We start from the raw sequence: 12,554 nt of genomic DNA on the forward strand, positions 1-12,554 counted from the left end.
GTTTCAACAGCAATGTCTTTTTACCGTTTTGATTAACGCTCAGTTCGATACGCGACCCACTATAAAGATCTGATCTCCATTCACTCGCAGACTCATTAACGCCATTAAAATAAATTACCTAACTCCTACCTGTCTGCGTACAGGTTTTCTTTATTCATACCGTTTAAGAGTTAGAAATTTCGACTTTATTTGCTAAGATGAAGCCACTGAAATTCATTCTAAAGATTGAGCAAGGAGCGAAAGCATGCTGATCATTCCTGCAATTGACCTGAAAGATGGCAAATGTGTCCGTTTAAAACAAGGTCGTATGGAAGACGATACCGTATTTTCAGACGATCCGGTCGCAACAGCACAGCATTGGGTAAATGAAGGCGCTCGCCGCTTGCATCTGGTAGATTTAAACGGTGCTTTCGCAGGTACGCCAATCCATAAGCCAGTGGTTGAAGCCATTGTCAAATCCCAGCCTGACTTGCCGATCCAGATTGGCGGCGGTATTCGTTCTCTGGAAACCATCGAGCATTATCTTCAAGCAGGCGTGTCTTTTGTGATTATTGGCACTAAAGCAGTTCAGAATCCTGAATTTGTTGAAGAAGCATGTCAAAAATTTGCCGGCCACATTATTGTGGGTATTGATGCCATGAATGGCATGGTGGCAACAGATGGCTGGGCCAATGTGACTGATGTCAAAGCTACTGACCTGGCGAAACGTTTTGCCGATGCTGGCGTGTCGAGCATTGTCTATACGGATATCGCGCGTGATGGCATGATGCAGGGTGTAAACATTGAACAGACCGTAAACCTGGCACAATATTCAGGCCTGCCTGTGATTGCTTCAGGTGGCGTGACCAATCTGGATGACGTACGTAACCTGAAAGACCAACCGGGTATTTTAGGCGCAATTACCGGTCGTGCAATTTACGAAGGTACCTTAAGTTTACGTGAAGCACAGTTATTGCTAGATGAGCAACAGGCGCTATAATTAAGCCTGCTGTAAAAGAGGTCTTCGGACCTCTTTTTTATTTTTTAATTTTCTGATCTCCTCGCATGTTTACAATCATTTCCGCCTCCCGCTCAGCCTCCCTGACAGCCAAATTACCGCAGTTTGCCTTAATCCTGATTACTTTAATCTGGGGTGGCAGTTTTATTACTGTGCAATACGGGCTGAATTTTAGCAGCCCGATGATATTTGTCGGTCTGCGTTTTGCTGCAGCAGCGCTTGCAATTACCCTGATTTCATTGAAATCCCTAAAAGGCATGAACCTGAAAGAGGTGTTCGCCGGCGCGGTGATTGGATTCATGATCGCCATTGGTTATGGCACCCAGACTGTGGGTTTACAGACCATTAGCAGCAGTGAATCGGCTTTTTTAACCGCCTTGTATGTGCCGCTGGTCCCGATCCTGCTCTGGCTGCTGTTTCGCAAAAAACCACAGATGATGACCTGGATCGGAGCGCTATTTGCCTTTATCGGTCTGGTATTTTTGACAGGCAATGGCTTTGCTGCAATTCAGCTCAGTTTCGGGCAAACCCTGACGTTGCTTGGTTCGATTGCAATTGCACTGGAGATTATTTTCATCAGCCATTTTGCTGAACGGGTCAATGTACGCCGGGTTACAGTGCTGCAACTGATTTTTGCATCATTGTTCTGTTTTATGATCGCACCCGTTTTAGGTGAATCTCAGCTACCCGAATTTCACTGGCATCTGGCAGGAATTTTAGTCGGTTTAGGCATTGCCAGTGCCTTGATTCAACTGGTGATGAACTGGGCGCAGCGCATGGTCAATCCTTCGCAGGCAGCGATTATCTATGCCGGCGAACCGGTATGGGCAGCCCTGTTTGGCCGTCTGGCCGGAGAACGTCTACCTGCGCTCGCGCTAGTCGGTGGATTGATGGTGGTGCTTGGCGTGATTGTCAGTGAATGGAAACCAAAGTTTTTAAGAAAAGAACCAACAGAAGAATTAAAGCAAGATCTTTCTTAATTCCACTAAATCCCCCTTAAAAGGGGGATTTTTTCTCTGGGGAAATACGGCTAAAATTATTTGTTATACATCGGCTTGTTGTCATTTAAACGCATGATACCGCGGATCGCCCGATAGACAATCCAGATCCAGGAAACAAAAATGACAATCAAACAGAAAGCGGAAGCACCAAAGGTTACGCCGGCAAATAGATCGGGATCTTCATGAGTAAAGAACAGGAACAGGAAGGGAACAAAAGCAATAATATTCCAGAACAGATACCACCAGAAACTGCGGATCTGCCAGGTAAAGTGGCTTTCAAAGATGGAACCACGTACATCGCGCCGTTTTACATAGTTAATGATGAGGGCCACGACAGCCAGCAGGCCAGCACTAAAAATGGCCACGATATATAAAATGTATAATGCAAAAGTCAGTGTGCGGTTTGGGTCTTTATCAATGGAATAGTTCACATCCCCTCCTCGTATTTTCCCCTAGATATTTAAGCTATTGAATGGGGAAATCAGCCATAGAATCAAAATGATGTTAAAGCCTATGGTACAAAAATATATCTGCCGGAACGGTTGTTTTTGTGTTTTATGGCGTAATTTCTGCTGTGCCAGCCAGGCTGCCGGCCAGCCGCCCAAGAAGGCCACCAGATGCAAGGTATTTTCCGGAATACGGCGATTACCCAGCTGTGCTGCTTCCTTGTCTTGTGCGTAGAGCCAGTAGCTCAGTGCATTCATCAGGCTGACCAGCAATAAGACCAGTCCACTGAGTAAACCCGCCAGCGTCAGAACGACCAGAAACAGAAGATAACCCACACAGGCAATTTGCATGGGTTGTAATTTCTGTGTCTGCTGCGGCTTGGACGGCTTGAGTTTGGCTTGCAGACCTTTGCTTTGCGATGCTTTAAGGTACATCACCTGCTGCGCGCGATAACGTCCACGTTCATCCAGAACGACCAGATAATCCAGCGCACAGCCCACGATTGGCCGTGGGCCAGGCTTGGCAAAATCCTTGATATGCAGAAATACGCGATCTTTGGCGGGGTCACTGGGCTGAATGAAACCATACCCCTGTTCATCAAACCATTCCACTAAGCGTCCCTGATCGCGCATATCCCCTATCCTTTTTAATCTGATTGTTTAAGCAGTGACGAATTTTAAGCGTTCAATCAGCATATTACGCATTTCGTCCGGATTTTTTTGCAAAATATCTTCGCCATTCCGACCCAGTGCTGCATTACGCTGTGCCACCTGCAGACGCATCATCCAGAAACGCCCAGCCGCCATGGCCAGATAAAGTTCCAGACAGGATTTTTCATCCTCAGTTAAGGGACGAACGGTTTCATACGCTTTTAAAAAGGCATTGGCCTTTTCTTTATTAAGGACCACGTCAGGATATTCAGTACAGAAATCATTTAACGTAATCGCGATGTCAAACAGGAATTCATCTTGATTCAACTCATAAAAATCCAGAATACCATTCAGCTGATCGCCTTCAAATAAAGTATTGTCACGGAACAGATCTGAATGAATAAAACCGCGTGGACGGTCCGGATATACCGCCGTTAAAGCCTCATATAAACCTAACAGTTTACCCAGCAAGACTTTATCTGCCGGATTCAAGCTTGGTTTGATCTCTTGAGACACTGCCAGCCAATATGCATGATCACGTACGAAATTACGTTGCAGTTTAAAGTCTTGTAACGCCACGTGCATTTTCGCCTGAGCCACTGCAATCGCTTCAACTTGTCCGATGGTAGAGGGCATCGGATGTTCACCCATCAGGCGCGGTGCAATTTGTGCCGGTTTATCTTTAATACTGTGAATCGCTTTGCCTGAATGCGATAAAGGCACCGGAACAGCCAACCCAGCCTGCCCCAGATGTTCCAGAACCGGAACCAGTTCGCCTGCTGCCTGTTCATCCATATCTTCAAATACGGTCAGCACATATTGCTGGTCTTCGCAGACTAAAAAATAGTTGGTATTTTGAATACCGCCTTGAATGGGAATCAGATCAATCGCCTTTAAACCATAAGGCGCTGCAAAATCCTGAACTTCCTTTAAAGTCAAAGTGGTATAAACCGACATAGAAAACCTGCGAAAAAACTTACATAATTTTGCTAGAATACCGTTTCCATCTGCCAAGGTGTAGCGCTTGCGTGGGTGAGTTTCATAATCGGCTGTAATAATTGGAAAAATTTATGCTAGCTAAACGTATTATTCCTTGTCTGGACGTGGATAACGGCCGTGTGGTCAAGGGTGTCCAGTTCCTTGATATTCGTGATGCGGGTGACCCGGTCGAAGTGGCGCGCCGTTATAATGAACAAGGTGCCGATGAAATTACTTTCCTTGATATTACCGCTACACATCATGGACGCGACACGACTTACCGTACCGTGGAACGTATGGCCGAATCTGTATTCGTGCCTCTGACTGTCGGTGGCGGTGTACGTAAAGTTGAAGATATCCGTTTACTGCTCAATGCCGGTGCAGACAAAGTCAGTATTAACTCGGCAGCGATTTATAATCCCGAGTTTGTGCAGGAAGCCTCTCAACGCTTTGGCTCACAATGTATCGTGGTGGCGATCGATGCCAAAAAAACCGGTGATCATAAATGGGAAATTTTCACCCACGGTGGCCGTAAGGAAACCGGGATTGATGCGATTGAATGGGCAGTGAAAATGGCCAGTTACGGCGCAGGCGAATTGCTGATTACTTCGATGGATGCCGATGGCACCAAAGCCGGTTACGATATTGCCCTGATGCGTGCGATTAATGACCGCGTCACGGTACCGACTATTGCTTCTGGCGGTGTGGGTAATTTACAGCATTTGGCGGACGGCATTATTCATGGTGGTGCCGATGCGGTACTGGCAGCTTCAATTTTCCATTTTGGTCAACACACCATTCCGGAAGCCAAAGCCTATATGGCAGCCCAAGGGATTGAAATGCGCCTTTAAGCCGTTTTAGATGATGATTTGATTAAAGAGTGTTTTTATAAACACTCTTTTTTTATGCCTTAAATAAAACAACACAGCAAATACGGGACAAAAAAAAGGAGTCTTACGACTCCTTATAAAACCAAGATAAGACTACAGCACTTGGTATTCAAAATAACTCATTACACCCAGAAACATTATCAGTATGAGGCTTTGCTCACCGACAGGAGCAAATATAAGTGAAATCCGCAGGACAATATTGACAATACAATCGTATTTTATTGACAAATCACGACAAAGCCCTGTTTTACTCCATAACCTGTGTATTTAACTGCTTCATTACCGTATTTTTTGCAGTATTTTTCGTCATTTTAGTGGAAGCATCGGCCGATTTAACCGGAAAATATTGTTCTGCCCAGCGGTTCAGTTTTTTCGAGATCGGTGCAGGCAAGCTCAAACCTAAAGGATTCTGTTCCTGCAAATCTGCCGAGGAAACCACCCGGGTACCGAGCAGATAATCAAACCAGGGCTTGGTGACGCACCAGTTCGCATCCTGATTACTATTCATATGATGATCATAATGCCAGGGCAATTTCTTTTTGGCCCATTCCGGTTCCAGATGAGCCCGGCGATGTAAATAATAATAGTTGCCTGCACTATATAGGGTAGCCAGTGTCATGCCTTTGGAAAAAGGATAAAAACTGAGTCCAAAAACAGTTGCGACCACTGCAAGTGAAGCTATTTCATTACGGGTACGCCAGTTATCCAGTCCTTCTACATAACCGAAATCGGAAAATTCCGTTTTGCGCACAACCCGGTGATGTTCCCAATGGGAGCGCATACTTTCCGGCACCGGACTATAGCGGCTCTGTCCCGGCCGGTGAACACCATGCAATACATACTTATGCGCAAACCATTCAAATCCATTTGCAACGACGAGTCCTGCCAGAAAACCTTTCCACATAATCTTTTACCTCTTGGTCTATTTTGAATATAGGCTAAATAAAGGACTAGATATTGACCAAAATATTCAATATGATTGACAAAATACGACAAAATAAAAGAATTAAAAATGCTGGTTCTAAAAGACTACGTAGGCTCGGTATACGGGGGTTTAGGACATTTGCTTTTGGACTATTATCAGTTGAAACAGCTTGAGGTCCCTAAGAAATTATTGGCCATTCAAAACCTCGAATGCTTCGATTTCGTCCTGTGGCGTGAGCTGTTAACAACACTTGATCAACAGCTGCAACGACCTGCTCTGGGTCTGGAAATAGCCCAACTGGTAGAAGTCAAACATCTCGGGATCATTGGCTATCTGACCCTCTCAAGTGAAACCTTGGGGGAGGCGTTCATGCGCTATCATGATTATCATCGCCTGATCTATGATGGCGGTCCACTCCAGCTGCAGTGGGAAGGTGATTATGTGTCGATTGGCTGGGCCGAAGTCCCTTTTAATTTGAATACCCAATTGACCGATGAAATCGCCATTGCACTGATGACCGAGTTCATTAAGACCATTGTTCAGGATCCGCGTGGTGTACAGTTATATGAAGTACATTTTCAGCATCCAATGCCCAAAAAAATTTCCCTTTATGAACAGCATTTCCGCTGTAAGGTCCGTTTTTCCCAAGCTAAAAATCAGGTATTGGTACATGTAAGTGAACTTTCCATGCCACTGAAACAGGGCGACCAGACCTTGCAGAAACTGTTGATGCAACAGGCCAACGCACTGTTAGAAAAATTCCCGCACTCCACCCTGATTGATCAGCAACTGCAACAGGCGATTCTGATTGGCCTGCAAAAAAACCTGTTCCAGATTGAGCATATTGCCGAGCAGATGAATTTTTCAGTGCGTCAGTTACAGCGCCATTTGCAGAAACAGGGCAAAACCTACCAGCAACGGATGCAGGAAATCCGCTGCATGATGGCCATGCAATACCTGAAAGATCCACACTTGAGCTTGCAAGAAACCGCAATGTTACTCGGTTATTCTGAACAGAGTGCCTTTCAGCGGGCATTCAAGCAGTGGACCAAGCTGACGCCACAACAATGGCGATTAGAAAGCATCTCAATGTCGTGAACCCTGACAGGCACGAATAAAGACAGCAGCAATCTGCTCTCCCTATTGCAGCTTACTGATATAAAATTTAAAAAAAGCAAATAAAAACAATAAAGGAATACACTATGGATAAATATATTGCAGAATTGATCGGTACGTTCTGGCTGGTCTTCGGTGGTTGCGGCAGCGCGATATTAGCAGCGGCTTTTCCGGAACTGGGAATTGGTTTCGCTGGCGTCGCCTTGGCATTTGGTTTAACCGTACTCACCGGGGCTTATGCCCTCGGTCATATCTCGGGAGCACACTTTAATCCTGCGATCAGTGTGGGCTTATGGGCAGGTGGACGTTTTGAAGCTAAACAGCTGCTTCCCTATATCGTCTCACAGGTGATTGGTGCAATTCTGGCCGCTTGGTTACTGTATGTGATTGTACAAGGTCAGCTAGGATTTACCGGTACCGGTGCTTTTGCCAGCAATGGTTTTGCTGAACTCTCGCCCGCCCATTATTCTATGGGGTCGGCATTAATCATCGAGATTATACTGACTGCAATCTTTCTGATTGTAATTATGGGCGTTACTGATCGTCGTGCACCTGTTGGCTTTGCGCCAATTGCCATCGGTCTTGCCCTGACCCTGATTCACCTTATCAGTATTCCCGTGACCAATACTTCGGTCAATCCTGCGCGTAGTACAGGTGTAGCACTTTTTGCACAGACTGCAGCATTGAGTCAATTGTGGTTATTCTGGGTTGCCCCGATAGTTGGCGGCATTATTGGCGCATTGATTTACAAGACCCTGCTGGAAAAGAAAAACTAGTGCTTGCAGGGATAGAGATATAAAAATCTCTATCTAATTTATAAGTTCATTTTCTGCATGTTTCCCTTAGAACGTGCAGAAAAACAGAGCTGCACGTTTTATAAAAATGGATTTTCAATTTCATCCAGGTCATTACGCTGAATTTTTTCTGGCAGGTCAGGTGTGTTCTCGAGCTGCTGCACGACATCATCGATAAAAGCCTGCAAGGCTTTGGCCACTTTCAGCCCCTGCTGATCCTTGGTGATCTGCAAGTTACCATACAGGCTGACGCAGTCCAGATCATTTTCCAAAGTCAGATCATGAATGGCATGGGATTCGTTGCCATTTTCAAATGCTTTAAACATATCCTTTTCACCTGTCTTTGTTATTTTCTAATCAAGCTGTGATATCGATGCTACCTGAATTCCGGTTTTTTCAGCAAACTTATTTCAACAGCTGCAAAATATATTGCAATAAGGCATCAATCAGCTGTTTCACGATAGTCTCTTGCGTTGCGCTATCCATCGCACTGCCAGCTGCAGGTGAGGTCGAGCCGCTTGAGGCAAATTTGAACTGGCGTTGCAGCGCCTGCAGGTTTTCTTTGGAAACGTCTTCGGCACACTGGCTTTCCGCATCCCAGTTCGAATATTCAATTTTCTGGTTGGCTTTTACTGCCTTGGCTGTCAATGGCAGGCGATAAGTATTGCGCTTCTGCTCTTCAGTGAGCTGCGGGAACAGGTTAATTCCCAACTGTTCTTCCAGATAACAGACACTGACTATACGTACTTTGAGTGAATTATCATTCGGAGCATAGTAGGCACCAATGGCACCGGTTTTCGGCATATAAACTGCTTTATAGACCGCAGTCGGCACGATTACACCATTGCCGATGGTTTTGAGTTTTTTCCCTGCAAATACCGGACCGGTGATGACATAGACATCCTGCTTTTGCTTGGTCACAATCGCACGGGTAGCCTCTTCCAGCTCACGCCAGACCTGCTGATTGTTCTTAGGCGCCTGCGGCACCATATTGGCCAAGGAAAAACTGTCAAACTGTGCCGCTTTAGTCGGCATGTCAGCATTGGGTGCCATATGCCCCCGGTCATAGCCCGACCCGCGATAATCCGCCAATGTGGCACGATGTTTCGCACTAACCCGCTCTTCTTCATGAAAACTGTCTTCACGAGGAATTTTCTTGCTTAAGCGTGCCGGCGTTAAAGCTTCTGCCACCCAGAGCGGGGTCTTGGATACTCCGGAATACTCTACATTAAAGCCATTAAAACACAGTGAATAACTGTCTTTTTTCAGGCTCTCTCTCATCAGGTAAGGGGGTACATCACGGTAAAACTGGTTCAGGCAGGCAGAATCGGTAGAGGATGACAGTGATACCCATTGACTGATTTTTTCTTGACCAAAAGCGATGGCGAAGCTGCTCGAAGCCACTACACCCAGAATGACTTTAATACTATTATCATTTAAAAACTGAAAAAATGAATTTTTGGATTTACGCTGCTTCTTGGCCATTCTTACACGTACTTTTTAGATCAACACCGACTTTAATTGAGCTTAACAAGCTGTATAAGCGAAGTATATCTTGGCTCCACTATTCGTTTACTAAATAAACAATAACTGTGTATAAACCGCATTCGTTGTAACAAACTGTCTGGTTTTTATTTCTTTTTAAATGAATTTTCACGGTGTTTACGTAGCTTTGTTTGGCCTCATAGACTGAGTATGTAAAGCTAAGCGCCTATCCAATTCGTACAATTATTAGTAATGGTGTTAATTATGAATTCCAAATTCTCTAAAATATTAAGTTTAGGATTATTTACAAGTGTGATGAGCGTAGGGGCATTTGCCGAACCCACCATTCAATCGGGTGAAACACTTGAAAGCCTCTCTAAAGCTAAAATCAGTACAAAAGTGAATGGCCAGGAAGGCTCTTTAGAAAGTTTGGTAAATTCGGGCCAGATCCGCCTAGTTGACCCGCGTACAGTGGCACCACAGCCCGCAATGCCAAATACACCCGCCCCAATGTCTAATGATCCAGCAATGACTCAGGCACCAAATTCAGGTACTGTTCCTCAACCAGCTATGGTAGAACCTGGCATGAATGAGGCAGGTGTAGAGGCAAACATGTCTATGGCTGCGCCTCAACCACAACCAGCACAGGAAGAACAGCAAGCCGCTGTGATTGAAGCAGAGGTAAGCAATGAACAGGCTGAAGTTGCGGTGCAATCGGATGCAGAGCCAGTACAGATGGAAGAACCTTTGAATGCGGCACCTGAAATGCCAGCTGCGGTAGAGCTTGAGCAATAAACCAAACTCGCCGGTTTATTGTTTTCTGTATAAAAAAACCAGAGTATGGCTCTGGTTTTTTTGATTTCTCATCTTACTTAGATCTGGATCTGGGTGCCCAGCTCGACTACACGGTTGGTTGGAATCTGATAAAAATCGCTGACCGGACTGGTATTACGCTGCATGGAAATAAACAGCTTTTCCCGCCAGGGTGCCATGCCCTCACCCACAGTATGCATAATCCGTTCACGTGAAATAAAGAAACTGATCTGCATTAGGTCATATTCAAAATTCCATTGCTCATAGGCCTGTTGTAACGCATCCGGAATATTCGGCTGATCCTTAAAACCGTAATAGATAAATACCCGGTAAAAGTGTTCACTCAGTTTTTCTACCTCAATCCGATCTTGTCTGTCGACAAAAGGAATGTCGCGGGTAATTACCGTGAGCATGATATTTCTTTCATGTAAGACTTTGTTATGCTTAATATTATGTAGCATGGCATGTGGCACAATATTGGGTGTACCCGTCAGGAAAACAGCATCCCCTGGTACAAACTTGGTGCCGTCCCCCATCGAGATGCTTTTAATAAATAAGTCTATCGGTAAAGCATCCTGCTCAAGCCGTGTCAGCACCAAAGCACGCCCGTCTTTCCAGGTCATGAGAATTGTAAACAGTACTGCACCAATCAGAATTGGTACCCAACCTCCTGAAGCGATTTTTAAGGAAGTTGAAGCAACAAAGATCAAATCCAGTGCCAAAAATGGCACAGCAAATAAAGCCACTTTCCATACCGGCCAACGCCAGAAGCCATACGCCAGAATTGAGATCAGAATTGTGCCGCAGAGCATGGTCATGGTCACTGCAACACCATAGGCACTGGCCAGACTGGCACTATTTTCAAACAGTAAAATCAGGATCAGGACCGAGATAAACAGCATCCAGTTAATGAAAGGCAGATAAATCTGACCGCGCTCCACTGCCGAAGTATGCTTGACTGACAGGCGCGGCAAATAACGCAACTGAATGGCCTGATTGACCATAGAAAACACCCCGGTAATAACCGCCTGTGAAGCAATTACCGCTGCTGCCGTTGCCAGTCCAATCATCGGGAACAAGGCCCACTCAGGTAACAGCATATAAAAAGGGTTCTCTAGTGCTTCAGGATTACGCAGCAACAATGCTCCTTGTCCGGCATAATTCAGCAATAGACACGGCAAGACAATAATGAACCAGGCCAGACGAATCGGCAGACGGCCAAAATGCCCCATATCGGCATAAATTGCTTCACCGCCGGTCATGGTCAGGATCACCGCCCCCATGGTCAGAAAAGCCACATAAGGCTGATCAACCACAAAATGATAGGCCCAGTAAGGGTTTACCATCCAGAGTACAAATGGGGTCTGGATAATGCTCCATAAACCAAAGCCACCAATGGACAGAAACCAGAGCAGGGTTAAAGGTCCGAAGAACTTGCCCATCGTCGCCGTACCATGTCGCTGAATTATAAACAGTCCAGCCAGAATTCCGATCGATAACGGCACCAGCCATTGATTGAAAATGGGTGTCGCAATACTCAGGCCTTCGATGGCTGAGAGCACAGAGATTGCCGGAGTAATAATTCCGTCACCAAAAAATAGTGATGCCCCGATAAAGCCCAAGGCGATCAGGAAAATTTTCTTTTGATCAGAAATGCGTGTGGTACGCAGGTTCAATGCCAGGAGTGACATGATCCCGCCTTCACCATTGTTGTCAGCACGCATGATGATGGTGACGTATTTAAAACTGATGGTCAGCATCATGCACCAGAAAATCAGGGACAGGATGCCGAGTACTGAAGCTTCGCTAATGGCGAGATGTGCAGTGAGGAAGCATTGGCGCAGTGCATACAGCGGACTGGTCCCAATATCTCCAAAAACTACTCCAAGCGCAGCCAGCGTAATGACCGGAAGAGCTGCCTTTTGTGCAGTGCTTTGCATAAATTGTCTTCGTTTTTAACAAGCATTTTTGCGAATCATAGCACTGCGTTCAAAGTTTTTCCGCAAATCAATTGTTTCAAGCTTGGCAGACTGGCTTTTTTTCTATATCATCCACGGCCATGGTGAGGTGTCCGAGTGGCTGAAGGAGCACGCCTGGAAAGTGTGTATACGTTTATAGCGTATCGAGGGTTCGAATCCCTCTCTCACCGCCAAATATCATTATCATGTCGCCACATGATGTCTCAAAAGGTTTAAATCTAAAGGGTTTAGGCCTTTTTTATTATCTAATACACTCCATAGCATAACAGTAGAATACCCGCACTTTTGCGGGTATATTTGCGGGTATCAGCCTTCATTCTCTAGGGAATGGACGACAAAAATGTCATAGTCATTCAAATTTATACCCGCTTGAACTGTTCTTGCGTGTGATTATGATCAGTTTTGAAACGAGGGAGATAGTGAAGGCTTTACCGAAGCTGGATATTTGAATATTAAGTTTTAAGGCATTAGAGGGGGTC

At 45.4% G+C, this 12,554-nt stretch carries 13 protein-coding genes and 1 tRNA gene; 7 read left to right on the top strand and 7 right to left on the bottom strand.

Annotation, left to right across the window (positions count from 1 at the left end):
• Positions 1 to 244 precede the first annotated feature (244 nt).
• Both hisA and VXQ11_RS06475 read left to right on the top strand, forming a co-directional pair.
• Positions 245 to 979, top strand: coding sequence for a 1-(5-phosphoribosyl)-5-[(5-phosphoribosylamino)methylideneamino]imidazole-4-carboxamide isomerase (gene hisA / locus VXQ11_RS06470; protein ID WP_416681382.1), 735 nt, complete (start codon positions 245 to 247; stop codon positions 977 to 979).
• Positions 980 to 1,044: 65 nt separating this feature from the next.
• Positions 1,045 to 1,977 carry a DMT family transporter gene (locus tag VXQ11_RS06475; protein ID WP_416705688.1) on the top strand — a complete coding sequence of 311 codons (933 nt, stop codon included), beginning with the start codon at positions 1,045 to 1,047 and terminating at the stop codon, positions 1,975 to 1,977.
• A 56-nt stretch (positions 1,978 to 2,033) separates the two neighbouring features.
• Here the strand turns inward: VXQ11_RS06475 and VXQ11_RS06480 are convergent, their stop codons facing one another.
• From VXQ11_RS06480 to VXQ11_RS06490, 3 genes are read right to left on the bottom strand one after another with little or no spacing between them, the layout of a single operon-like run.
• Complete coding sequence (locus tag VXQ11_RS06480; protein ID WP_064095010.1) at positions 2,034 to 2,429, bottom strand: DUF4870 family protein; 396 nt, start codon at positions 2,427 to 2,429, stop codon at positions 2,034 to 2,036.
• 21 nt (positions 2,430 to 2,450) lie between these two features.
• Positions 2,451 to 3,077 carry a DUF1294 domain-containing protein gene (locus VXQ11_RS06485; protein ID WP_064102631.1) on the bottom strand — a complete coding sequence of 209 codons (627 nt, stop codon included), beginning with the start codon at positions 3,075 to 3,077 and terminating at the stop codon, positions 2,451 to 2,453.
• A 27-nt stretch (positions 3,078 to 3,104) separates the two neighbouring features.
• Positions 3,105 to 4,052, bottom strand: a complete 948-nt coding sequence (locus VXQ11_RS06490; protein ID WP_416681384.1) for a homoserine kinase — start codon at positions 4,050 to 4,052, stop codon at positions 3,105 to 3,107.
• A gap of 113 nt (positions 4,053 to 4,165) precedes the next feature.
• On the opposite strand from VXQ11_RS06490, the gene hisF reads away from it, so the two are divergent.
• The gene (gene hisF, locus VXQ11_RS06495; RefSeq protein ID WP_416705689.1) at positions 4,166 to 4,924 is read left to right on the top strand and encodes an imidazole glycerol phosphate synthase subunit HisF; all 759 of its coding nucleotides are present in this window, start codon (positions 4,166 to 4,168) and stop codon (positions 4,922 to 4,924) included.
• Positions 4,925 to 5,210: 286 nt separating this feature from the next.
• On the opposite strand, the gene VXQ11_RS06500 is transcribed toward hisF, so the two are convergent.
• Positions 5,211 to 5,867 carry a hypothetical protein gene (locus tag VXQ11_RS06500; protein WP_416681386.1) on the bottom strand — a complete coding sequence of 219 codons (657 nt, stop codon included), beginning with the start codon at positions 5,865 to 5,867 and terminating at the stop codon, positions 5,211 to 5,213.
• Positions 5,868 to 5,975: 108 nt separating this feature from the next.
• Here VXQ11_RS06500 and VXQ11_RS06505 point away from each other — a divergent pair, with 108 nt between their 5' ends.
• Positions 5,976 to 6,986: an AraC family transcriptional regulator gene (locus VXQ11_RS06505; protein ID WP_064095015.1), complete on the top strand. Its 1,011-nt coding sequence runs from the start codon at positions 5,976 to 5,978 to the stop codon at positions 6,984 to 6,986.
• A gap of 104 nt (positions 6,987 to 7,090) precedes the next feature.
• Positions 7,091 to 7,780, top strand: a complete 690-nt coding sequence (aqpZ, locus tag VXQ11_RS06510; protein ID WP_064095016.1) for an aquaporin Z — start codon at positions 7,091 to 7,093, stop codon at positions 7,778 to 7,780.
• 98 nt (positions 7,781 to 7,878) lie between these two features.
• On the opposite strand, the gene VXQ11_RS06515 is transcribed toward aqpZ, so the two are convergent.
• Both VXQ11_RS06515 and VXQ11_RS06520 read right to left on the bottom strand, forming a co-directional pair.
• The gene (locus VXQ11_RS06515; RefSeq protein WP_064095017.1) at positions 7,879 to 8,124 is read right to left on the bottom strand and encodes a hypothetical protein; all 246 of its coding nucleotides are present in this window, start codon (positions 8,122 to 8,124) and stop codon (positions 7,879 to 7,881) included.
• A 79-nt stretch (positions 8,125 to 8,203) separates the two neighbouring features.
• A complete protein-coding gene (locus tag VXQ11_RS06520) occupies positions 8,204 to 9,283 on the bottom strand; it encodes a DNA/RNA non-specific endonuclease (RefSeq protein ID WP_416681392.1) in 1,080 nt (359 codons plus the stop codon).
• Positions 9,284 to 9,547: 264 nt separating this feature from the next.
• Between VXQ11_RS06520 and VXQ11_RS06525 the strand changes: the two genes are divergently transcribed.
• On the top strand, positions 9,548 to 10,078 hold the full coding sequence (locus VXQ11_RS06525) for a hypothetical protein (protein ID WP_416705690.1): 531 nt from the start codon (positions 9,548 to 9,550) through the stop codon (positions 10,076 to 10,078).
• A gap of 77 nt (positions 10,079 to 10,155) precedes the next feature.
• Here the strand turns inward: VXQ11_RS06525 and VXQ11_RS06530 are convergent, their stop codons facing one another.
• Complete coding sequence (locus VXQ11_RS06530) at positions 10,156 to 12,036, bottom strand: potassium transporter Kup (RefSeq protein ID WP_064095020.1); 1,881 nt, start codon at positions 12,034 to 12,036, stop codon at positions 10,156 to 10,158.
• A 121-nt stretch (positions 12,037 to 12,157) separates the two neighbouring features.
• On the opposite strand from VXQ11_RS06530, the gene VXQ11_RS06535 reads away from it, so the two are divergent.
• Positions 12,158 to 12,248 (top strand) — tRNA-Ser (locus tag VXQ11_RS06535).
• The last annotated feature ends 306 nt before the right edge of the window (positions 12,249 to 12,554 follow it).

The organism is Acinetobacter sp. 197, from assembly GCF_048148385.1.
GTDB lineage: Bacteria > Pseudomonadota > Gammaproteobacteria > Pseudomonadales > Moraxellaceae > Acinetobacter > Acinetobacter pecorum.